23 protein-coding genes are annotated in these 22,920 nt (G+C 45.4%); 15 read left to right on the top strand and 8 right to left on the bottom strand.

The window, feature by feature from the left end; translation table 11 throughout:
* Positions 1-3 precede the first annotated feature (3 nt).
* Positions 4-1,818 (bottom strand): oligoendopeptidase F, encoded by a 1,815-nt coding sequence (gene pepF / locus QOZ98_RS12860; RefSeq protein WP_308787825.1) that lies wholly within the window; start codon positions 1,816-1,818, stop codon positions 4-6.
* Between the two features lie 655 nt (positions 1,819-2,473).
* On the opposite strand from pepF, the gene QOZ98_RS12855 reads away from it, so the two are divergent.
* The 4 genes from QOZ98_RS12855 to QOZ98_RS12840 all read left to right on the top strand — a co-directional run bounded on the left by QOZ98_RS12855 (position 2,474) and on the right by QOZ98_RS12840 (position 5,447).
* Positions 2,474-2,953: a PaaI family thioesterase gene (locus tag QOZ98_RS12855; protein ID WP_308787824.1), complete on the top strand. Its 480-nt coding sequence runs from the start codon at positions 2,474-2,476 to the stop codon at positions 2,951-2,953.
* Between the two features lie 158 nt (positions 2,954-3,111).
* Positions 3,112-4,170, top strand: a complete 1,059-nt coding sequence (locus tag QOZ98_RS12850) for an LLM class flavin-dependent oxidoreductase (RefSeq protein ID WP_308787823.1) — start codon at positions 3,112-3,114, stop codon at positions 4,168-4,170.
* An 11-nt stretch (positions 4,171-4,181) separates the two neighbouring features.
* Entirely contained in the window at positions 4,182-5,132 is a 951-nt protein-coding gene (locus QOZ98_RS12845; protein ID WP_308787822.1) for an ATP-grasp domain-containing protein, read from the top strand.
* 117 nt (positions 5,133-5,249) lie between these two features.
* Positions 5,250-5,447, top strand: coding sequence for a hypothetical protein (locus QOZ98_RS12840; protein WP_308787821.1), 198 nt, complete (start codon positions 5,250-5,252; stop codon positions 5,445-5,447).
* A gap of 28 nt (positions 5,448-5,475) precedes the next feature.
* Here QOZ98_RS12840 and QOZ98_RS12835 read toward each other — a convergent pair whose 3' ends face one another.
* Entirely contained in the window at positions 5,476-5,772 is a 297-nt protein-coding gene (locus tag QOZ98_RS12835; RefSeq protein ID WP_308787820.1) for a BTB/POZ domain-containing protein, read from the bottom strand.
* A gap of 129 nt (positions 5,773-5,901) precedes the next feature.
* Between QOZ98_RS12835 and QOZ98_RS12830 the strand changes: the two genes are divergently transcribed.
* Complete coding sequence (locus QOZ98_RS12830; protein ID WP_308787819.1) at positions 5,902-6,579, top strand: hypothetical protein; 678 nt, start codon at positions 5,902-5,904, stop codon at positions 6,577-6,579.
* 41 nt (positions 6,580-6,620) lie between these two features.
* Here the strand turns inward: QOZ98_RS12830 and QOZ98_RS12825 are convergent, their stop codons facing one another.
* The 3 genes from QOZ98_RS12825 to QOZ98_RS12815 all read right to left on the bottom strand — a co-directional run bounded on the left by QOZ98_RS12825 (position 6,621) and on the right by QOZ98_RS12815 (position 9,307).
* On the bottom strand, positions 6,621-7,556 hold the full coding sequence (locus QOZ98_RS12825; RefSeq protein WP_308787818.1) for an aldo/keto reductase: 936 nt from the start codon (positions 7,554-7,556) through the stop codon (positions 6,621-6,623).
* 146 nt (positions 7,557-7,702) lie between these two features.
* A complete protein-coding gene (locus QOZ98_RS12820; protein WP_308787817.1) occupies positions 7,703-8,944 on the bottom strand; it encodes an erythromycin esterase family protein in 1,242 nt (413 codons plus the stop codon).
* A 93-nt stretch (positions 8,945-9,037) separates the two neighbouring features.
* Positions 9,038-9,307, bottom strand: a complete 270-nt coding sequence (locus tag QOZ98_RS12815) for a GNAT family N-acetyltransferase (protein WP_308787816.1) — start codon at positions 9,305-9,307, stop codon at positions 9,038-9,040.
* A gap of 187 nt (positions 9,308-9,494) precedes the next feature.
* On the opposite strand from QOZ98_RS12815, the gene QOZ98_RS12810 reads away from it, so the two are divergent.
* From QOZ98_RS12810 to QOZ98_RS12800, 3 genes are read left to right on the top strand one after another with little or no spacing between them, the layout of a single operon-like run.
* The gene (locus QOZ98_RS12810; protein ID WP_308787815.1) at positions 9,495-10,412 is read left to right on the top strand and encodes an ABC transporter ATP-binding protein; all 918 of its coding nucleotides are present in this window, start codon (positions 9,495-9,497) and stop codon (positions 10,410-10,412) included.
* Positions 10,413-10,416: 4 nt separating this feature from the next.
* Positions 10,417-11,193 carry an ABC transporter permease gene (locus tag QOZ98_RS12805; RefSeq protein ID WP_308787814.1) on the top strand — a complete coding sequence of 259 codons (777 nt, stop codon included), beginning with the start codon at positions 10,417-10,419 and terminating at the stop codon, positions 11,191-11,193.
* Positions 11,194-11,245: 52 nt separating this feature from the next.
* Complete coding sequence (locus QOZ98_RS12800; protein WP_308787813.1) at positions 11,246-12,154, top strand: catalase family peroxidase; 909 nt, start codon at positions 11,246-11,248, stop codon at positions 12,152-12,154.
* Positions 12,155-12,426: 272 nt separating this feature from the next.
* Here the strand turns inward: QOZ98_RS12800 and QOZ98_RS12795 are convergent, their stop codons facing one another.
* From QOZ98_RS12795 to QOZ98_RS12785, 3 genes are all read right to left on the bottom strand, one after another.
* Positions 12,427-13,800 carry a Glu/Leu/Phe/Val family dehydrogenase gene (locus QOZ98_RS12795; protein ID WP_308787812.1) on the bottom strand — a complete coding sequence of 458 codons (1,374 nt, stop codon included), beginning with the start codon at positions 13,798-13,800 and terminating at the stop codon, positions 12,427-12,429.
* 110 nt (positions 13,801-13,910) lie between these two features.
* A complete protein-coding gene (locus QOZ98_RS12790) occupies positions 13,911-15,401 on the bottom strand; it encodes a glycine betaine uptake BCCT transporter (RefSeq protein WP_308787811.1) in 1,491 nt (496 codons plus the stop codon).
* A gap of 90 nt (positions 15,402-15,491) precedes the next feature.
* Positions 15,492-16,052 (bottom strand): DUF1273 domain-containing protein, encoded by a 561-nt coding sequence (locus QOZ98_RS12785; protein WP_308787810.1) that lies wholly within the window; start codon positions 16,050-16,052, stop codon positions 15,492-15,494.
* 212 nt (positions 16,053-16,264) lie between these two features.
* Between QOZ98_RS12785 and QOZ98_RS12780 the strand changes: the two genes are divergently transcribed.
* The 7 genes from QOZ98_RS12780 to QOZ98_RS12750 all read left to right on the top strand — a co-directional run bounded on the left by QOZ98_RS12780 (position 16,265) and on the right by QOZ98_RS12750 (position 22,869).
* Entirely contained in the window at positions 16,265-17,215 is a 951-nt protein-coding gene (locus tag QOZ98_RS12780) for a threonine ammonia-lyase (protein ID WP_308787809.1), read from the top strand.
* A gap of 144 nt (positions 17,216-17,359) precedes the next feature.
* Positions 17,360-18,133: an SDR family oxidoreductase gene (locus QOZ98_RS12775; RefSeq protein WP_308787808.1), complete on the top strand. Its 774-nt coding sequence runs from the start codon at positions 17,360-17,362 to the stop codon at positions 18,131-18,133.
* A gap of 31 nt (positions 18,134-18,164) precedes the next feature.
* Complete coding sequence (locus QOZ98_RS12770; RefSeq protein WP_308787807.1) at positions 18,165-18,722, top strand: TetR/AcrR family transcriptional regulator; 558 nt, start codon at positions 18,165-18,167, stop codon at positions 18,720-18,722.
* A 16-nt stretch (positions 18,723-18,738) separates the two neighbouring features.
* Positions 18,739-19,161, top strand: a complete 423-nt coding sequence (locus QOZ98_RS12765; protein WP_308787806.1) for an acyl-CoA thioesterase — start codon at positions 18,739-18,741, stop codon at positions 19,159-19,161.
* The gene (locus QOZ98_RS12760; RefSeq protein WP_308787805.1) at positions 19,151-20,917 is read left to right on the top strand and encodes an acyl-CoA dehydrogenase family protein; all 1,767 of its coding nucleotides are present in this window, start codon (positions 19,151-19,153) and stop codon (positions 20,915-20,917) included. Before QOZ98_RS12765 ends, QOZ98_RS12760 begins: the two co-directional genes overlap by 11 nt.
* Before the next feature lie 12 nt (positions 20,918-20,929).
* The gene (locus QOZ98_RS12755) at positions 20,930-21,904 is read left to right on the top strand and encodes a quinone oxidoreductase family protein (RefSeq protein ID WP_308787804.1); all 975 of its coding nucleotides are present in this window, start codon (positions 20,930-20,932) and stop codon (positions 21,902-21,904) included.
* Between the two features lie 38 nt (positions 21,905-21,942).
* On the top strand, positions 21,943-22,869 hold the full coding sequence (locus QOZ98_RS12750) for a ketopantoate reductase family protein (protein ID WP_308787803.1): 927 nt from the start codon (positions 21,943-21,945) through the stop codon (positions 22,867-22,869).
* The last annotated feature ends 51 nt before the right edge of the window (positions 22,870-22,920 follow it).

Below are 22,920 nucleotides of genomic sequence, written 5' to 3'. Positions count from 1 at the left end.
AACCTATACAGTTTGCTCAATTTCTTCAGTCAAGCGCACCAGTTCGTCCACCAGTTCGCCAATGTAGGCGATGGTGTCTCGCAGCGGCTGTTCGGTCGTGATATCGACTCCGGCCATTTGTGCAAGCTCCACCGGTGTCTTGGTGCCCCCAGCTTTTAGAACCTCCAGCCAATCATCTACAGCCGGCTGGCCTTCATTCAAGATCCGTTTGGATACTTGAGTGGAGATGGTCAACCCGGCACTGTAGGTGTACGGATACAAGCCCATGTAATAATGCGGCTGGCGCATCCAAGTCAATTCGGCGCCATCTGTAATATCAACGGCATCTCCCCAGAATTCTTCCAGCACACCGCGTTTAATGGCGTTTAAAATACCGGCGTTGACGCTTTTTCCTTCATCAATCCGCTCGTACACTTTGCGCTGATAGGCAGCTTCCAGCAAGTGAGTGACAAAGTTGTGGTAATAGGTTCTGGCCACAATCGATGAAATCACCCAACGTTTGAATTTCGGATCTTCTGAACTTTTCAGCAGATGGTTGGCGACCAGCATTTCATTCATCGTCGATGGGGCTTCGATAAAGTAAAGGGAAGGCCGCGCATTAAAGATGTTCTGTTCACGGTTGGCGTTATAGAAATGGCCGGCATGTCCAAGTTCGTGAGCAAGCACAAAGACTTCATTCATGCGGCCGGTCCAGGAAATCAAAATATAGGGATGGTCACCGTATGGGCTTGAACAGAAGGCTCCGGTCGATTTTCCTTTGTTTTGTGCAAAGTCAATCCAGCGTTCAGAATACGACCGGTCAACCATTTCAATATAGTCCGTGCCCATAATGGAAAGTGCATCATCAATGTATTTTTTGGATTCTTCCACGGTAATTTCCGGTTCGTAGCTCGGATCTAAAGAAATTTTTAAATCGGCGAACGTCATGCGGTCCAAGCCGTGAGCTTTCTGCAATAGCTTGGCGTACTTCTGCATATGCGGTGCCAGTTCTTTGGTAATCAAATCAATTTGGCGGTTATAAAGCGAGCGGTCGACTTCCTGATTGAACAGAAGAAAATCGAAAATACTGTCATAGCCTCTAAGGTCCGCTGTAGTTTTTTCTGTCTGCAACTGCATGTCATAAGTTTTCGCAGTCGTATGCTGATAATCTTTGAGCTTTTTGGAAAAGGCATCAAATGCTGCCCGACGAAGCTCCGCATCCGGCTCTGCTTCCCAGTCTCCTTCAAAAGAGACATAGCTGAGCGGGTAGGTTACGCCATTTACTTCGAAATCGTCGAAGTTCATATCGACCATTTTTGTGGTGTTGTAAAGACCGTATGGCGCACTGAAAGTAGAAGAGTAAGCGGCAAGGCTTTTTTCCACTTCAGGGTGCAGCTGGTAAGGCTTTCTGCGAAGCAGCTTTTCAAGAAATACTTTGAACTCTGCAGATTCCTGCATTGCCTGCTCTAAGGTTTCTCTCGGCAAGGCAAGAAGCTCGCTGTTGATAAAAGACAGCTTGCTGCTGATTTTGGCTGATGCAGCGCTGAATTTGCTGGACTGCAATTGAGCTTCATCGTTGGTTTGGTCGGTGCTGATCGTCAAACTTGCGTAGGTGCTTACTATAACTAACTTTTCGAGAAAAGCCGTGTAATCCGTTAACGCCTGAATGGTAGTTTGCACATCGACGATGGTTCCTTGCGTTTTTTGATTTAAAGCTTGGGCTTCCTTTTCCAAATTTTCCAGGGCTTGATCAAACTCGGCAACGCTGTTGAATAAACTGGATAAATCCCATTTTTCTTCATCGGAAATGGCTGAACGTACGGGCAAACTTTTAACCATATAATCTCTCCTCTATGTATTACGGATTTCGAACTAATTATTAGTATAGAGGGAAGGAGATGAAAAGTAAAAATATTATTCAGAATTTATTAAAAAATTTTAAAAAATAGGTTTAGTTCCAGCGGAAGAGTGGGTAATATAAAAGTACAAGGCGGAATCACCGTCGGAAGATACGACTGGATCCAATCCAGAATCGCCTTCAGACGAGAAACTGCACGGCCTTGGCGGGAAATTTGCTTTACTGACGATATTCACTCTTGTCAGGAACCATCGTTACTCGGGTTTCTATCCGGAAAGTGTTTCAAACAGTAAGCCGTAAGTTTTTTGTGGAAGTGCAATTGAAAGCCTGGCTGCAGAATCAAAAAATTCACTGAGAAGTACACGTGAACCCAATTGCCCTATCGGCAAATGCATGTCAGCGCAACTAAACTGCAATGACGAGAGTTTCGTATTCGTCAGAGATGTACAGTTTGTAGAAAGAATTTAATAAAATTTTCCGCGTGCAAAAATCCCTCAGGATTTTCGAGGGATGGAAAAAGGAAAAGCATGATCTGATGAAAAGGATCATGCTTTTTCCTTTGGGCATAAAAAGGCACATTTAAGGAAAGCCAATATTTGATATTGCCAATCAACTAAAAGAAAAGGGGAATACATTATGGAAAACCACTCAGTAATCGCTATACAGGATGACTATGCAGAAGACTTTGCCTGGTGTTATGGCTGCGGACGGCTCAACAAAGAAGGGCATCATTTTAGAACAGCTTGGAGTGGTAAGGAGACTGTCACGTTGTATGAGCCAAAATCTGTTCACACTGCTATTCCGGGATTTGTTTACGGGGGATTGATTGCGTCATTGGTCGATTGCCACGGGACAGGTTCTGCTGCTTTAGCGTTGCATCGGAAAAATGGGTTTGAACCTGGCAGTGGTGAATCACCTCCGCGCTTTGTTACAGCTTCTCTGCATGTCGACTATCTGAAACCCACTCCCCAGGGAGTTGTTTTGAAAGCTGTGGGAAAAATTGAAGAAATCCATCCAAAGAAATTCAAAGTGAAGACAGAGGTTTATGCCGGCAATACATTGTGTGCGACAGGTGAAGTTACCGCTGTGGTTATGCCGGCTTCATTCGCAAAATGATCTACAGGGGGTAGATGGCCAATTTGGCATTTTTCTTCTAGAGAATTTAAAGTCTAGTTTACTGGTAAGAATTAAAGGTTTTATTGTATACTGTTTTTATTCTGTTAAAAGATTGAATCTTTCGAGAAGTTGGGCCGAAAAGGAAAGGTGTGGTGAAGATGAAATATGGTTTTTGGTTGCCGATTTTTGGAGGTTGGCTGCGAAATGTAGAAGAGGAGCAAATGCCACCGACATTTGAGTATGCTAAGAAAGTCATTCAATCTGCTGAAAAATGGGGATATGATACAACCCTGATTGCAGAATTGAATTTAAATGATATTAAAGGGATGGCCGCTGACTCTCTTGATGCTTGGTCTACAGCAGCAGCGCTTGCGGCAGTGACTGAAAAAATTGAAATTATGACCGCCATTCGTCCCGCGTTTCATAATCCTGCCATCGCAGCAAAAATGGCTGCCAATATTGATCAAATCTCCAATGGCCGCTTTACACTGAATGTAGTGTCAGCTTGGTGGGCGGAAGAAGCGAAGCAATATGGTGGAGACTTCACAGAACACGATGAACGCTATGATCGGACAGACGAGTTTTTGAAAGTCGTCAAAGGCATGTGGACGCAGGAGGAATTCTCATTTAAAGGGAAATATTATGATATTCAAAATGCGCGTCTTGCACCGAAGCCAGTTCAACGCCCGCACCCGATTCTTTACGCTGGTGGCGAAAGTCCACGAGGCAAGAAGTCAATCGTGGAATCGTGTGATTCCTATGTGATGCATGGGGGAACGGTGGAAGAGATTCAGGAAAAAATTGCTGGCATGAAAGAATTGCGCCAACAAGCTGGCGGCTCACCTTTGCAGACATTCGGCATGGCGGCGTATGTGATTTGCCGCGATACAGAAGAGCAAGTCGCTGAAGAATACGCGCGCATCACCGATGTCAAAGAAACAGACGGCTATGTCGGGTATAATGACTTTGTCAGCAAGTCTCAGCTGGAGCAGCAAATAAAGCTGGAGGATTACTCGGTATCAAACCGTGGCTTGCGCCCGAATTTGATCGGTACGCCTGAACAGATTTCAGATCGGATTATCGCTTTTGAAAATGCGGGGTTGGATTTGCTGCTGCTGCAATTTTCTCCGCAATTGGAGGAAATGGAACGTTTTTCACAACAAGTTATGCCCTTGGTAGAAGAAAAAAGAAATGCGATTCGCGCGCTGAATATCTAGGAGGATGCAATATGTCAGAAAAAATTTATGTAATTCATGAAAATGAAGAATGGACGACCCATTTATTCAAACGGCTCGATGAACTGAACTTGCCTTACGAAGACTGGTTTATTAATGAGGGATTAGTCGACTTGAACGAAGCGCCGCCTGAAGGCATTTTTTATAGCCGAATGAGCGCATCTTCCCATACAAGAGGCCATCGTTTTGCGCCTGAGCTGACCGAGTCCTTACTAGTATGGCTTGAGCATCATGGCCGTACAGTCTTTAATGGCAGCCGCGCCTTGCGTTTGGAAGTCAGCAAAGTTAACCAATACATGGCGTTAAATGCTGCAGGGATTCAAACACCGAAAACAATTGCTGTAAACGGACAAGAGCAGATTTTAAAAGCTGCTGAAAAAATGGGTGTTCCATCTTTCATTACTAAACATAATCGTGCCGGCAAAGGTTTGGGCGTACGCTTATTCCATTCGCACGAAGCTTTGAGAGAATACGTCGAAGGCTCTGAATTTGAACCGTCCATTGATGGCATTACCTTGATTCAAGAGTATATTCAAGCACCCGAACCATTCATCACCCGATGTGAATTCGTCGGCGGGAAATTTGTCTATGCTGTTCAAGTGGATACATCTGAAGGGTTTGAGTTATGTCCGGCAGATGCTTGCCGGATTGATGATTTGTTTTGTCCGGTAGGGGAAGAAGTGGAAGAAAAGCCGAAATTCCAGGTAATCCAAGGCTTTGATGACCCCATCCTTAAAAAATATGAAGCGTTCTTGCAGCAAAACAATATCAATGTAGCCGGAATTGAATTTATTCGAAACGCTGCTGGGGATATCTTTACTTACGACGTGAACACCAACACCAATTACAATGCTGATGCAGAAGCAGAAGCTGGGAAATTTGGCATGCTGGAACTTGCCAAGTTTCTCGAAAAAGAATTAAAAAGCTTGAAACTAACTGTCTGACAGAAAGTACGGCCATCTTTTATCGTATGATGGCCGTTTTTTTCTGGTGTTTATCCTGAAGCGATGAAGGGAAACTTTTAAAGTAAGAACTGCTTTAGAAAAAGGAGTGAAGGGCTAATGGTCAATGACCCAAAAGAAGAAGAACGTCCAGAATCTATAGAAGCAGATAAAATTGAAGAAACAGAAGGTGAATCAGCTAAAGATAAGTCGAAGTTTGATAAAATTTACAGCAATATCGCATCTAATCGATTCGAAAATTTGCGTACCAGCCATATTGAAAATAAGGCAAAAGAACTGCGGAAACGCAAAAAATAAAAGATCGAGTGCTGTTGCACTGGATCTTTTATTTTTTAGGAAGTTTTTCAATTTCTTCTGAAACGACAAAAGCCAAATCATCATTTCCGAACATCTGCAGAACGTCCAGCAAGGTTTCATGGTCTATGTCCATCTCTTCGGTATCCGTCTCATCGATCGCGTCAGTCAGCACAGCACTTTGTGGTTGCCCGGGATACGCACGCTGGTAAAGCTCAGCGGGGTTCAGCTGATAATTCGTGCACCATTGAACAAACAGTTGAACCATGATTTGTTCTTCTTGCTGATACTTTTTAATGATAAATTCATCTCGGTTTTCAATATCCAATTAAGGTACCTCCCCCATAAATAGTTTTTGTGATAGTAGCATACCAAACAATTCAAGTGCTTGCATGGACTTCTATGCTTTTTTCCTCTAGAATGAAACCATGGCAATGACAGTATCGGAGGGCAAATTATGAAATTATTGCAAGTACGAAAAGGACAATTTGTTTATTACCAAAATGAATTGCACAAGGTATATTCTGTAAAACCGCTGGCTAAAAAGTCGGTGCTGATGTTCCGCGTCAAAGACATGGAACAAGTCGCAAGCAAGGCTGATGAAGTTACGTTCTACAAACCGAAGAACATGGATTCTTTCTTATTCTTTGGGGCACGCTATACTTTACGTGAGGATCGTCCAGCAGAAGAAGGCGGATACATCCTAATCACGAGACCAGATCCGGATTACATGGATCATTACTCATTAAATGAATTTGAGAAAGTTGAATCGGTCGAAGGCAAGAATGTTATCACTACTCGCCAAAACACAGTGAAATCAAAAGAATTTTATGTGATGGTTCCTGGAGAAGAAGCAGGCAGCAATGATATTGTTTACTTTGATAAATCCAAAGTTTCGGCTGAACAGCTGGAGCAGGATGCTCAACTGGAAGAGGTATTGCGTGAGAAGAACGCGATCCGTCCTTCTATCGGAGATGTTTACTTGAACCTGGATAACACAGGGACCGCAATGGTAGTAGCGATTGTCGGAGAAGAAGTGACCCTCGGTACTGGGGACCGCCTTACTTTCCATGAGCTGTACAAAGCGGACAACTGGAGTTATCTGTTTAACATTGCAGACGGTGAATTCAGATAAAATGATAAAAGGCGGCCCCGAGGGGCCGCCTTTTATTTGTGTCAGTCTTTAAAAATAGAGCCTATTTCAAGGATTTCTTCAGTGCTCAACTGAACATCCAGTGCGCTCAAGTTTGATAGTACTTGGTCCGCACGTTTGGCGCCGGGGATAACGCCATCAATTTCAGGGCGTGCCAAGTACCAGGCAAGCACTACGTGTGCTGTTTCCGCCCCTTTTTCTTCTGCCAACGCTTTTAACTTGCGGACTTTCTCTAAATTGCGTTCGAATTCCTGTCCCTGAAGATGGGGCATATTCGTCCGCAAATCATTAAAGGTTTTATTTTTATCGTATTGGCCCGCAAGCAAACCTGCAGCAAACGGGAAGTAAGGGACGTAGGAAATTCCGTGCTCTTTTACGTATGGGAAGTAATCTTCTTCCGCCTGGCGCTTCAGCAGATTGTACTCGCCTTGGAAAACATCTACATAGCCATCTTTATTGGCATCTTTCAGCTGCTCCATGGAAAAGTTGGATACGCCGATTGAACGGATTTTGCCTTCTTCTTTCAAACGCTGCAATGCACCGACAGCTTCAGCTTTCGGCGTTTGCTCATCTGGGAAGTGGATATAGAACAAATCGATATAATCGGTTTGAAGGCGTTTCAGGCTGTCTTCTACTGCTTGTTTTAAAAACGCAGGTGAGTTGTCGGTAATATGCTCGTCCCCTTGCCGGCGTTGAGCGCCTTTTGTTGCGACTACCATTTCATGGCGTGCACCGGATTCCTGAAGCACTTCGCCAAGCAATTCCTCTGAGCGGCCATAACCGTAAGCATAAGCCGTATCTACGAAATTCAATCCGTTGTCGATGCCGGCGTGAACCAGTTCTTTGCCGGTGTCTTCATTCAAATCAGGATACAGATTGTGTCCGCCAACAGCGTTTATGCCAAGGCCGATCGGGTTAATGAACAATCCGGTAGTTCCAAGTTGTTTCTTTTCCGTCATTGTCAGTACAGCTCCTTTGATAGATCATCCCTTTTTCGACTCGGGCTCAGTGGTTTGTGCCACACTAAGAGAGTCTTGTTTTATCATAACATTCGAAATTTGAAGAACGTGTAAAAATGCTCAAACTGGACCTTTTTAGCCGCTAGTCAAAGCGGAGACAGCGCATGGCTGTGATCGATAAAAACAAAAGCGTCGTATCGCTGTGACATTTTGGAATGAACATAATTGCCGTATGATTCAAATTCAGGGTTGTAGACAACGCCGATTGCACGATGGCCGACCCAGCGATCGAACAAAGCAAAGTTCTGTGAATGGAACAGCAGGAATTTGTCGGATGCACCGGTCCGATGCAAAAGGTCTTCCCACGTATAGGGCTGGGCAGGCGGAATCACCATTCTTTCATAAGGTTCTTCCCAGGAAGGGGCCGCAATGACAGTACCTGAATGGGTTCCAAAGCCGACGGCATAAACATCTTCTGGGCGGTTTTGTTCACGAATAATCTGTCCCACATTGGTCATGCCTTCATTTTTCATTTCAGTGGCATCTGCAGCCCCAATATGGGTATTGTGCTCCCAAACGATAATCTTTGATTCTCGGCCGTGATAATCACGTATTTCATTGATGGCTTCCACCATGTGTTCATCGCGGATGTTCCATGAAATTTCATCGCTTTGCACCAAGGAGCGGTAATATTCTTCTGCATTTTTGGCGACAAGTGCATTGATCTTCAAATCCAGGTCAGTTTCATGGGAATCTCTATAGAGCTCCTCATTTGAACGGATGGATGCCAGCAATTGGGATACCGCTTTTTCGCATGACTTTGAGAAGTCGACGGCAGCAGCATAATTTTCAGGTATGCGATTAAAGGATTCAAAGCAAGCCAATACTTGTTTTGCCAAGTTGATCGCTTCACCGGAAGGGGCGATATCTGTCAGGCGATGTACGATCTCTTCCATGGATTCCCAAAGGCTATAGACGTCAATGCCATAAAAGCCGACGTTTTGGCGATCGGTGTCATTGTGCATTTTCAGCCAATAAATAAAGTCAGCGATTTCTTCATTGGCCCACATCCAGGTTGGCCATCGCTTAAAGGCTTGAAGCACTTCGCGCGGCTGTTGTTCTTGTTTGGAAAAACTCTTGATATAGCGATTCACCTGTTGGGCAGCGGGCCAATCGCCTTCAACCGCAATCAACGAAAACCCTTTTTCCAGAATCAGTTTTTTAGTCAAAGCTGCCCGCCATGTATAAAACTCAGATGTCCCATGGGTTGCTTCTCCAAGAAGGACGAACTTAGCATCTCCAGCCGCTTCCAATAGAGGTGTCAAATCTTCAATTGAATTGAATGGCTGTGCATGCATCTTGACGGCTTCCTCAAGTGATGTCTTCACACTATCCAACCCCTTTTTACTGTTCATGTTCCCCTTGCCGCACCTCTCAAACAAAGCCATAAGAAAAAGCATCCGCTCTAAGCGGATGCTTGATTATTTTGCCAGCACGTCCTGAAACTCTGGGGTCTTTTCAATGACGCTTTTAGCAAATGGACATTGCGGATCAATTGTCTTGTTTTCGCTGCGGGCATAGTCAACAACCTGTGCCACTAATTTTTTGCCGATTCCTTGGCCCTCGAGCTTTGGAGAAACTTCAGTATGGTCAACCGTCAAAACACCGCCATTTGGTATATAGCTCAGGAAAGCCAACTCTTCGGAATTCTCCAGAGCCGAAAACTTGTTGTTTTCATGTTTAAAATCCATGCATATTGCCTCCTTTTTATTGCTTATTCTTTTTATGTATTCCCTTTTCATCATTTAATATTCAAGGAATGCATGAAATTTCCTTAAACTGCCATGCAATGTTTGTAAGTTTAGAAGAATGGGCACATAATATAATTAAAATTTTTTGATTTTTCTTGAAGATTCCTTTGGTAAAGGAGCAATGAAAATGAATTCTGTTATTCGATTGTCTAACGTATCCAAACGATACAAGAAATTCTTGGCTGTAGAAAACATTTCATTGGAGATCGGGAAAGGGGAAATATACGGTTTTATCGGATTGAACGGTTCAGGCAAAACGACCACCATCAAAATGCTGCTGGGAATGGTCCACCCGAGCCAAGGAGATTGTTATATTGGAAACCAGAAAGTGGGATTGGCCAATCACGACATATGGAGGAAAGTCGGAAGCCTTGTGGAAACACCGTATGCGTACCCTGAGCTTACAGTCAAAGAGAATTTGGACGTTTTCCGCCGTCTGCGCGGCGTTTTGGACAGTTCTTCTGTTCACCAGGTGATGGATCAATTAAAGTTGACAGCATATGCGGATAGAAAGGCCGGCAAGTTGTCTTTGGGAAATGCGCAGCGTCTCGGGATTGCAAAAGCATTGTTGCACAAACCGGAGATTTTGATTTTGGATGAGCCTTCAAATGGACTGGATCCGACAGGGATTATTGAAATTAGGGAGCTTTTTCAGCATTTGGCCTCTGATATGGGGGTGACGATTTTCATGTCGAGCCACCTTTTAAGTGAAGTGGCTAAAATTTCCACCAGAATAGGTGTAATCCATCAAGGACAGTTGATAAAGGAAGTCAAAGCCGATCAATTTAAAAGCCTGTTATCCAAACGATTGGTTGTGGATGCGCGTAATAGAGAGAAAGCCTTAGGGGCAATGAACCGAGCAGGATATTCATCTGTTTTCAATAGAAAAGGGGAAATTGAAACGACTGCCGAATATGCAGTGCAGCACCCAGATGATATTTCCCGTTATTTGGTGTCCGAAGGTGTTCCTCCAACCCATTTAGCTTTGGAAGAAGAAGAGCTGGAAGCGTACTTTCTGCGCGTCATCTCAAAGCGGGAGGGATGACGCGATGGGCTTTTTTACGGCAGTGGGAGTAGAGGGCTTAAAGATTAGGAAATCTAAAATGATCTGGATTACCTTGGCAGTCTTTACAGCGGCCCCTTTGATGGCTGGATTTTTTATATTCGTCTTAAAAAATCCAGAGTTCGCAAAAAGTTCAGGCTTGATTGGGGATAAAGCACAACTATTTGGATTGGCGGATTGGCCCACCTATCTGAGTATGCTGGCCCAAATTATTGCAGTTGGCGGAATTTTAGTTTTCGGCTTTGTGACGAGCTGGGTATTTGGCAGAGAATACGCAGATCGCACAATCAAGGATTTGCTGACATTGCCTTTGCATCGACTGAGCATTGTCATGGCGAAATTTCTAGCAGTATTTATAACCAACTTCCTTTTGGGTGCGTATGTTGTCATTATTGGGGTCATTATTGGATTCTTCATCAAGCTGCCTGCATGGTCCATGGAGGCTGTGTTGGATGGTGGTTTTGTCTTATTGGTTACGACCATCCTCACCTCAACATTAAGCACACCACCTGCTTTTGTGGCCTGTTATAGCAGAGGCTATCTGGCACCAATTGGTTTCATCCTGTTTATGGTGGTGCTGGCTCAAGTGATCGCAGCAGCGGGCTATGGAGCATTTTTTCCTTGGGCAGTTCCAGCGCTATTCAGCGGAATAGCCGGGACAGGAGCGGTACTTGGACTCAGTAGTTTTTTTGCGGTTTTTTTCACAGGCTTGATCGGATTGGCAGCGACTCTCTACTGGTGGCTGTATGCAGATCAGCATTAAATAGTTAAAGGATGCGAAAAAGGGTAAGAAACAGTATAAGAGGTGATTGTAAATGGATAAAATGGCAAAAACGGCTATTGATCAGATTGAAAAGGTTTTTGGTACGTATACGGGTTACCGGAGAGCTCATGCGAGAGGGAAGAGCTATAAGGCGCGTTTTACGGCGAACGGCTCTGCCAGCCATTTGACGGCTGCTCCACATTTTCAAAAAAGCGAAAGCGGAGCAATGGTGCGTTTTTCGCATTTTTCTCCAAATCCGACATGGGCCGATGCAATGTCTCCAGTCAAAGGAATGGCAGTCCAATTCCAGCTGCCAAGCGGAGAAGCAACCAATATTGTAGGTGTCACGTCTCCCATTTTCTTTGCTAAAATACCTGAAGTTTTTACGGAGATGCTTGGCGTCGTCAAGTCATTTAAGAAAGGCAAACCGAGTTTAACGGAACTGGCAGGCTTGCTGGCGGATTATCCGGAAAGCGGAGCAATGATTGCCAACATCCGGAAAATGCAGGCGCCAGCGAGTTTTGCAACGGGGCAATACCATTCGGTCCATGCATTTTATTTCATCAATCAAGAAGGGCAGCGGCAGCCGATCAAGTATCTTTGGGAACCGGAAAGTGGCGTAGCGACCTTATCGCCGCTCGATGCGGTTGCCTTGCCGATCGGTTTCTTCGAAGCGGACATTGAAGACCGTGTAGCAAGAGCACCGGTCAAGTTCCGGTTGGACGTGGTACTGGGACAGCCAGGTGATCCCACTGATGACCCGACAAAAGAGTGGCCAAAAGATCGTGAAAAGCTGACAATTGGTTATTTGGAAATCATAGAAGAAGCACCAGAAGCAGATGGGATTATGTATGACCCGACGCTTATGACAGAAGGCATTGAATGTTCGGAAGACCGGATCCTGAACTTCCGGCATGATGCGTACAGCATTTCCCATCAGCGGCGAACGTCTGAAATGTAAAAAAGCGCAGCCCGTTAAAAGGCTGCGCTTTTTCATTGATAAAATAAAGAATATGATTTTTAATTCTTCACTTATTGTCCAGACTCCAGCGCCCAGCTCTTCGGGACGTAAGCCACTTTGGCTGCGCGGCTGGAAACATGCCGCTTCGCCAAATCGTCTTACACCTGTCAGAGCTGGACAGGCACTTTCACTTTTCGCGCTGTGCGGCAAAGAATGCCGCTTCGCCAGTGCGTCTTATGCCTGTCAGAGCTACATGGGCGCTTTCGCTTTTCTTAGTAAAGCTTGCCTTGCCGGTAAATCACCGTCGATAATCGCATGACGGAATGGATAAAGCAGTTTTGGCGAAGGGCATATGGATCTCCGTAATATTGCGGGAGGATCATGTCCATCGTTTCCTGCATTTTCTCAATCAATAACCGGTAGACTTCTTTTTCTGTATAGAACTGCGTCTCACGGCCTTGCAGCCATTCGAAATAAGAGACGATGACTCCTCCGGCATTTGCCAAAATATCCGGGATGATGACAACTCCCTGTTCATTCAAGTATTCATCAGCTTCTGCAGTAGTCGGAGCATTCGCTCCTTCGACAATGATGCGCGCCTGGATATCCTTCATATTTCCTTCGTGGATTTGGTTTTCCAATGCTGCCAGGAGAAGGACATCGACAGGCAATGTGACGAGGCTGTCCCGTTCTTTTATTTCAGCTTTGATGCCGGCACTTTGTAGGTGCTGCTCTGTTGATGGAAGATCGCCGCGGCTGGTTTTGGTAAATTCGATCAATGCGGGAATGTCTAAGCCATCTTCGTTGAATAAGGTGATGTTGCGGTCACTGACGGCTACGATTTTGTGGTTGATCAAAGGACAATTATAAGCTTCCAGAGCTGCAACAGAGCCGACGTTTCCAAAGCCCTGAACGGCCATCGTCAACGGACGGTCATAGAGAGACAATGTAGTCTTGGCGAAAAGGTTGTCACTGTTGGCCAGCAGCTGTTCATTCGCTTTCACATAATCATGCAGCAAGTAACGGAATGTGAAATAAACCCCTTTTCCAGTTGCTTCCCGTCTTCCAAGAGAACCGCCGTTAACGACACTTTTTCCTGTAAAGCTTCCGAGGTAAGGGGTGCCATGATGGACTTTCTTAAATTCTGCCATCATCCAGTCCATTTCGCGTTCGCCTGACCCCATGTCTGGTGCGGGAATATCTTTATCAGGACCGATGACATCCGCAAAATACCGCACATATTTTCTAGAAATTAAGTTCAGCTCTTTTTCCGAAAATTCGCGTGGATTGATTTCAATGCCGCCCTTGCCTCCGCCAAATGGCACTTTATGCAAGGCGTTTTTCAAGGTCATTAAAAATGCCAAGTTAATGACTTCTTCTTCATTGACAGTTTCGTGATAGCGGATGCCGCCTTTATAAGGGCCCATCGCATCATTATGCTGCGCGCGATAGGCAGGAATGCGCACCACGCTTCCATCGTCGAGCGGAACTCTTAAGAAAGATTTATGTATTTTGTCGGGAGTGGAAAGAATGGCACTCAGTGAAGCGAAAGCCTGCTTGCGGTCTGTTAAATCTGGCAGGAATGAGTCATTCTCAAGCAACGCATTCAATGATTCCTGAATGATTTTTTTGGTTTCTGTCTGCATTTCCGGAGCACCTCCAAAGGATATAGTCTAGTTATCCTATACCCGCTCATTGCCTCTTTAATCAAAAGGGAAAAGCCGCCTTCGGGAATGTTTCCGAAGGCGGCTTTTGGTTATTTCTTATTCTTCATCAATTGTAATTCCAGGTTCAAAGCCTTGAACAACGCAAACACCATTAAGATGATGACAAAGGAGAAAGGCAATGCCGCAATGATGATGGTGTTTTGCACGGCCGTCAAGCCGCCTACCGACAACAGGATGGCAGCAACCATCGACTGGGCAATTCCCCAAAGAATTTTGATTTGGTTGCTTGGCAATAGTGAGCCGCGCGTGGATTGCATCCCCAATACAAAAGTGGCAGAGTCAGCTGATGTAATAAAGAAGGTGCTGACGAGCAAAATTGCAACAATTGACATGAGGAATCCGAGAGGTAGCTCGCTGAACATCGCAAATAATGTTTGTTCAGTGGGAAAAGCCGTTAAATCGATGCCGCTTTTTTGAATATTGATGGCAGTTGTTCCAAAGGCGGCAAACCAGATCGATCCAAAAATCGTTGGTGCCAGTACCACGCCAGCTAAAAACTCGCGGATGGTACGGCCTTTGGAAATACGGGCAATGAACATGCTGACAAATGGCGCCCAAGAAATCCACCAAGCCCAATAAAAGATGGTCCAGCCATCAAGCCAGCTGCGGTTTTCCGCATCCAGAGGAGCCGACTGAAAACTCAAGCTGATAAGATTCTGGATGTACTCCCCGAAAGTTTCAGTAAACATATTCAAGATTAAAAGAGTTGGACCCAATATAAGTACCAGAACAAGTAAAATAACGGCTAAAATCATATTGGCATTGGACAGGTACTTGATACCTTTGTTCAGTCCTGACCATGCAGAAATGATGAACAGGATCGTTACGACGCCGATGATGACCATCTGTACCCAGTATTCCTGAGGGACGCCGAATAGATAAGAAATTCCGCCATTAATTTGAGCAGCGCCAAAGCCGAGTGAAGTTGCTACGCCAAAGACTGTAGCAAAAACAGCAAGAACGTCAACAAACGTTCCTAAAGGACCGTTCATTTTGTCGCCGAAAATCGGCTTCAGTGTTGATGAAATTAACGCAGGTTGGCCTTTTCTGAATTGGAAAAAGGCTAAAGACAAAGCGACCATTCCATACATGGTCCAGACATGGATGCCCCAATGGTAGTAAGAACGCTGCAAAGATTCCTTGAACGCTTCATCGGAACCGAGCTCTGCTGTTGCCGGTTGGATAGCGAAGTGGGACAGGGGTTCAGAGGCGCCATAAAATACGAGGCCAATACCCATTCCAGCTGAAAATAGCATGGAAATCCAACTGAACGTCGAGAACTCCGGGCGATCCGAGTCTTTGCCTAGACGGATTTTTCCATATGGGCTGACCATGATGATGGCCACAAAAATTAACAGGACGGCCATAATCATTAAATAATACCAGCCAAAAGCGGTGTTGATATAGCTGCGGATGTTTCCAGTGGCAGTTTCGAAGGTTTCGGGCGCAATAACGCCGAAAGCGACAGTTAAAATGACCAATGCAAATGTGATGTAAAAGACTTTCGAAGCTTTCTTCATAGTTCCTCCTGATGTAATTATTTTAACATAGTTGTTAAGGTTACCTAAAAGCTTACATATAGTCAACTGGCTAAAGGCATATGCAAGATCTTAATTGTCCCATTCATTCATTTGTTCTTCTTCTGTCACAACACGCAAGTCGTCGCCAGTTATCGTTAAAACCTGGTAATCCGTGGTTTCTGCGTAACGGTCGGCTTCTTTTTTGATGAATTTCGGTGAGCCATCGGTTTCTTCGTCATAGACAATCAGAATGCCATCGGAATTGCGCAGAAAAAACTTGTTTTTTTCGATAAACTGCCAGGGCGCTTCGTATGGTTTGCTGGTCAAGCTGCGGTGAAAATCCGCATTGGAGAGGATCAAACGATATTGCTCCTGTTTGGTTTCGTTCCATCTTTTTTCTTGTTCCAGAAAAGGTGTCAGCACGGCATATTTCAATTCCGGAAACTCTTCTTTCATATCCATCACCACTTCTGCAGCCCAAGTTTCGACCCCGAGCTGTCCACTTAAAATAATCCATTCCAACCCTTCATCAAGCAATGCGCGAAACCGGTTCTCCAATGCTTTTTTGATAAAGCGGATGCCTGGATTCTTTTCATCAAATATCCCAAGTTCATGTTGCTTGTAGCCTGTAACCACCAATCGTTTCAACAATGTCTCCACTCCTTTCAAGGATTTGAAATCTTAGTCTACAGGAAAGAGAGTGGATTGAATACTTGCATCCACTATCAGCATCATTATAGAAGAAACTAAATCGAGAGCAGCTACTTAGATGCGATAAAATTTGTCTGAATAATTAAACTCCTTCATATGGGTATGATAAGATACGGAGCATACAGAAAAAGTCGAGAAAGGAAGCGAGTAAGATGGTCAGTTTGGAAGATGTGAGAAAGGCACAGGAGAGAATCGAGAACGTTATCCATAAAACCCCGATTATAACGTCATCCCTATTAAACGAACGATGTGATCTGCAGATTTTTTTAAAAGCAGAGCACCTTCAAAAAACAGGTTCATTCAAAATTCGGGGGGCAACAAACGCGGTCAAGCAGGCGATGGCAGAAGGCGCACGGTTTATCACAGCAGCATCGTCTGGCAATCATGGCCAAGCCGTAGCCTATATTGCAGGCCAGCTGGGAATTCCGGCAGCCATTGTCGTGCCGAAGGACGCTAACCGGGCAAAAGTTGAAGCGATCAAAGCTTACGGAGCTAAAGTCGAATATTGCGGGACGACATCAGCTGAGCGGATACCAAGAGCCAAGCAATTAGCTGAAGACAATTCCGGCATATACATTCCCCCGTACGATCATCCGGCCGTTATTGCAGGTCAAGGAACTGTCGGACTGGAGATTTTAGAGCAGTTGCCGGACATTGGAGCCATTGTCGTGCCAGTCGGTGGAGGCGGTTTGATCGGCGGAATTTTATGTGCGGTAAAGTTCTTGAAACCGGAAGTCCGTGTGATTGGGGTAGAACCGGAGACTGCAAACGATACGTTTCTGTCACTTCAAAAAGGAATTATCACAGCCATTTCTGGAACCTCGACCATTGCGGATGGACTGCGGACCTCGCAGCCCGGTGATTTAACTTTTCCGATTTTAAGAGAGCATTTGGATGAGCTGGTCCTGGTTTCGGAAACGGAAATAAAAGAAGCGTTTCAATTTCTTTTGGAGCGCACGAAGCAGCTGGTAGAACCATCGGGAGCGACTGCTTTGGCTGCGGTGATGTCCGGCAAGGTTAGCGCGGCAAATGAAAAAGTTGCAGTCGTTTTGTCAGGAGGCAATATTGACTTGCATCAAATTCCGGATTTTTTAAACAGCTGATCATAGACAAAGGGAAAGGGGAAGCGGTGTTTCAGCTAATCCCTTCTTGCAATAAAAAAATGAAAGCGGTAACATAAAGTTTAAGTATTCTGAACATACTAACTAGTTAGTATGAAATTCAATGGTCAATTAGGGGGATGGAAGATGAACGTAATGGATTTATTCAAGCTGGAGGGCAAGACGGCAATCATCACTGGAGGCGGACGAGGTCTTGGCGCTATGATGGCGGAGGCTTTTGCTGAAGCAGGTGCGAACGTCGTATTGTGTTCGCGCAAAGTGGAGGCTTGCCAGGAGGCAGCTGACAAGCTTGTTGGAATGGGCATTGGCACGCTTGCGCTGGCCTGTGACGTCACCAATCCGGAAGATGTGGAAAACGTGGTTCAACTAACAATCGAGAAATTTGGCTCCGTTGATATCCTGGTCAATAATTCAGGTGCGACATGGGGAGCTCCGGTTGTTGACATGCCCTTGGATGCCTGGAAAAAAGTCATGGATGTAAATGTGACCGGCACATTCCTGATGAGCCAGGAAGTGGGAAAGGCAATGATCAAGCAAAAGAGCGGGAAAATCATCAACATCTCATCAGTTGCGGGGCTCGGAGGAATTGATCCGACGCTCATGGATACCATTGGCTACAACACCAGCAAAGGGGCTGTCATCACGTTTACGAAAGACCTCGCTGCCAAATGGGGGCAGCATAATATTAACGTTAACGCCATCGCACCCGGCTTCTTTCCGACAAAAATGTCAAAGGCAATAATGGAAAAAGGGCAGGAAGGCTTGCTGGCCCGGACGCCTTTAAATCGCTTTGGTACAGAAGAAGATTTGAAAGGAACGGCGTTGTTCCTGGCATCTAAGGCTTCTGACTACATAACAGGTGATGTCATTGTGGTGGACGGCGGCATGCACGCGATTTAAACTACGGAAAAACGAATGGCGGGGAAAAGTCATGAAACAAGGCATCAAACAGCAAAGCATACTTCTGTTTGAGAAAAAAGGTTTTAGTGAAACGTCCATACAAGATATTGTCGAAGCTCTAGGTGTGACCAAAGGAACGTTTTACTATTACTTTACAAGCAAAGAGCAGCTGCTGATGGACATCCATTTAGGCTATATCGATGATCTGCTGGAACGCCAACAGAAAATCCAGCAAAGCCAGCTTAGCAACCGGAAAAAACTGGAGGAGCTTGTGGCGTTATTGATTACTGATATTGCAAACCATGGACCGAGCGGAAAAGTGTTCTTCAGGGAGATGCGCCATCTTTGCGAAGAGAATGCGGTCGAAGTAAAAGCAAAGCGTGAGAAATTCCGGAAAAATCTTGAGAGGATAATAAGCGACGGCATCGCCGAGCATGAATTTAGGCAAGGGCTTGAACCTGAAATGATTGCTTTTGCCATCTTGGGCGTTACCAATTGGAGCTATCAATGGTTTAATCCCACTGGAGGAATTTCAGCGGATCGGTTGGCTGGCATATACAGTGATTTGATTTTAAATGGCATCGTCTGACGGGAGGAAAACAGAAATGGCACATGAAATTCCAGTAAAAGTGCGTTTTAGTGAAACAGACGCATTGGGGCATATCAGCAACGTCAGTTACTTTATTTACCTGGAAGAAGCGCGCACTGAATTTTTCGCTGAACTGGGTTTTGGACGCGACATCAAAAATTGGAAAATAATTCTAGCTTCAGCTTCCTGTGATTTTATCAGCCAAGGCTACTACAATCAAAAACTGAGCGTTCGAACAGGAGTCAGCAAAATCGGCAATTCAAGTTTTCGGGTGGAGCATGAAATTAAAGATGCAGAAAGTGGGGAACTGATTGCAAAAGGGCAGGCAAGCGCTATCTATTTCAATTTCAAAACCCAAAGGAGTGAAGCATTGCCTGATGCCAACCGCCGGCAGCTGGAAAAACATTTGATCAGGGAGGCGAGCCATCATGGAAACTAAAACGACTGAATACAAAGGAGCGGCTTTTTTGTACCAGCCGTCCAAAGGCTTTTTTACTCCAGAAGATTTCACTGATGAGCACCAGTTGATCGCTAAAACAGCGAAACGTTTTTTAGAGAAGGAAGTCCGGCCGAACAATGAAGAGATTGAAAACCAAAATTTTGGATTGGTTAAAGAGCTATTGGGAAAAGCTGGTGAGCTGGGCTTGCTGGGGCACAGTGTTCCGGAAGCTTACGGGGGCCTGGGATTGGACAAAATCAGCAAAGGGCTGGTTGGTGAGTCGCTTGGGTCAGCTGGAGGCTACGGAGTGGCGCATTCCAATCATACATGCATTGCGACTTTGCCAATCACTTACTTTGGGACGGCGAAGCAAAAAGACAAGTATTTGCCGAAACTGGCTTCCGGTGAATTTATCGGAGCTTACTGCCTGACGGAACCGGGAGCGGGATCGGATGCCTTGTCAGCCAAGACCACTGCCAAATTGAACGAAGCAGGCACTCATTACTTATTAAATGGAACAAAAATGTTCATTACCAATGCCGAGTTTTCAGATACGTTCATTGTCTATGCAAAAGTGGATGGCACTGCCTTTACGGCTTTTATCGTTGAAAAAGACCACCCTGGCCTATCACTTGGCCCCGAGGAACAAAAGATGGGCATTAAAGGTTCTTCCACGCGGGCAGTCATTTTCGAGGACTGCAGAGTTCCGGTCGAGAATGTGCTTGGCGAAATCGGAAAAGGCCACGTTATTGCGTTGAATGTCTTGAACTTGGGACGCTATAACTTGGGTTCTGCCTGTATGGGTGCAGCCAAATACGGACTGGAGCTGACATTGAAGTATACCAAGGAGCGGCGCCAGTTCGGCAAAGCGATTGCTGAATTTACAGCGACGCAGGAAAAACTGGCTGACATGGCGCTGCGGATTTATGCATCCGAATCTCTGCAATACCGGACTGCCGGGTATCTGGAAGACGCGCTTGGCAGCCTTTATGGGTCGGAAGATCATGGCGTAATCGCCAAACAACTGATGGAGTATGCGGTCGAATGCGCAGTTTGCAAAGTACATGGCTCAGAGACGCTGGACTTTGTAGCGGATGAAGCGCTGCAATTGCACGGGGGCTATGGCTTTATCAAGGAATACAAGGTAGAGCAAATGTACCGGGATTCACGGATCAACCGGATTTTTGAAGGAACAAATGAAGTAAACCGTTTACTGATACCTGGAAACCTACTGAAACAGGCAGCGAAAGGAAAGGTGCCATTGCCTCAATTGGCGGCTTCAACTATTAAAGAAATGAAGTCTTCCCCCAAAATAGCTGATGGACCGATTTCCATAGAAATGGAAGCAGTAGAGGCGATACGCCGTATTTTTCTGTTCAGTATTGGTCTCGCTTATGAATCGTACGGCAGTGGATTGGGCGAAGAGCAGGAAGTTCTAATGGCATTGGCCGATATCGCCATTGCATTATATGCTTTGGAATCTGCTGTCATGAGAACAGCAAAAGCGATAGAAAGAAACAAAGAGGAGCAATCTGCACAGAAACTTCTTATGGTGCAAGCGTTGACTGGCGATACGCTATTGGAAGTGGAAATGGCAGCGCGCAAATTGATGCAGGCAGCTTCTCCGGAAGACCAATTGGATCTCAATACGGCTGCTGTGACAAAAGAATTGGTACGGCTGCAGCGCGGTGGGCTAATTAAAGTGAAACGGCAAATTGCTGAAAAACTGATAGATGCGGAACATTATATTTGTTAGGAGGAGACAGTGATGAAAGTTATAAAGTTTGAAGAGTATGGTGGTCCCGATGTACTGCAATTGGTTGAAGCGGAGAAACCGGACCCGGCAGCTACAGAAGTCATTATTGAAGTAAAGGCGATTGGCGTCAATTATGCCGATACAGCAAGGCGTGAAGGAAAGTATGTGGTGCCGACCGAGCTGCCTTATATTCCGGGATCGGAAGTCGCTGGCGTGATTGTTGAGGCCGGAGAAAACGTGGAGAATTTTAAAGCCGGCGATCGGGTAGTGGCGCTAATCGGTTCTGCAGGCTATGCAGAATATGCGGCCGTGGACCAAAGTGTACTGACGGAAGTTCCAGAAGGCGTCGGTTTTGATCAGGCGGTTGCATTGCCGCTGCAGGGGCTGAGTGCTTATCATATTTTAAAAACCATGGGCCGCCTCGAAAAAGGAGAAACGGTGCTGATTCATGCCGCAGCAGGAGGTGTCGGTGCTATTGCAGTGCAATTAGCCAAAATTTTTGGCGCAGGAAAAATCATTGCCACTGCCAGCACAGAAGAAAAGCTGTTTCATGCACAAAAAATGGGGGCAACCCATCTGGTCAACTATTCGGAAGACGGATGGGTCGAAAAAGTAAAGTCCATCACTGATGGCAAAGGGGTCGACTTGGCACTTGAGATGGTGGGGGGCGAGGTCTTCAATCAAACCGTGAAATGCCTCGCACCATTTGGAAGGCTCGTTATATTCGGAGCCGCGAGCGGGCAGCAAGCCACTTTCAACCCAGGTCAGTTGATGCGCAAAAATCAGTCGGTCATCGGCTTTTTCCTGCCTCAAATTATGCGCTACCCGGAGTTGTTCCAACGGAGTTTCAGCGAATTACTGGGCTACATGAAGAGCGGAGAACTGATTTTGACAATTGGAGCTACTTATCCACTTGCAGAAGCTGCAAAGGCCCATCAATCGTTGCAGGGGCGGAAAACCATTGGCAAATTAGTGTTAAAACCATAAATTAGTCTATATGAAAAGTACAAAAGAGGAGTGGAAGAATGAAAATTTTAATTGTTGGAGCAGGTGCGATTGGCGGATACTTTGGCGGCCGCTTACTGGAGAAAGGAGAGGACGTCACTTTTTTGGTAAGGGAAGGCAGAAAGAAAAAACTGCAGCAGACAGGTCTGAAAATTCAAAGCAAATACGGAGATCTCCAACTGCAGCCAAAGCTGATCACTAAAAAAGAACAAAGCCCCCCGTTTGATGTCGTGCTGGTTTCCACGAAATCCTACCAGCTTGCGGATGCTATAGAGGATATTCAGCCATTCACAGGTCCGAATACCATGATTTTGCCTTTACTTAACGGCATCTCGCATTTACAGCCGCTGGTTAGAGCATTCGGAGAAGAAAGAGTCATTGGCGGCTTGTGCTTTGTCGAAACGACTTTAGCGGAGGACGGTACAATTGTTCAGACAAGCCCTGTTCATCAATTGATATACGGAGAGCGGACAGGCAAAAAAACTGAACGGATTGAAAAACTGGAGCAGGCTTTTTCAGGAACCAAGGCGGAATTTATCAAAAGCGACAACATCAACCAGGAGATGTGGCATAAATATCTGTTTATCACAGCGATGTCAGGCATTACTTCAATGATGGAATCGCCTATCGGTCCGATACGGGATCTTGAAACAGGCAGGCGCACGATTCAGGTACTTCTGCAGGAACTTGCGGCAATTATGGAAAAAATGGGAGCTCCTATCCAACCGGGAATTGCGGATACGCAACTAAGCCGAATCGAGAGCATGGCAGCGGGGATGAAATCATCAATGCAGCGAGATATTGAAAAGCTGCAGCCTACAGAAGCCGAGCATTTGCAAGGTTATTTGCTTGCTCGAGCTAAGGAACTGGAGATACCGGTTCCGGTTCTTGAAATCATTTACACTAAACTGAAGCTCTATGAACAGAAAATAAATACAGATAAATAAGCTGTTTGAGTGAGCCTGATTTGGTAATATGCCATCAAATCACTTCTGGCA

The sequence above is a fragment of the Planomicrobium stackebrandtii genome, from assembly GCF_030814955.1.
Taxonomy (GTDB): domain Bacteria; phylum Bacillota; class Bacilli; order Bacillales_A; family Planococcaceae; genus Planococcus; species Planococcus stackebrandtii.
The sequence above is the reverse complement of the archived record's forward strand: the minus strand, read 5'-3'. Positions and strand labels throughout refer to the sequence as shown.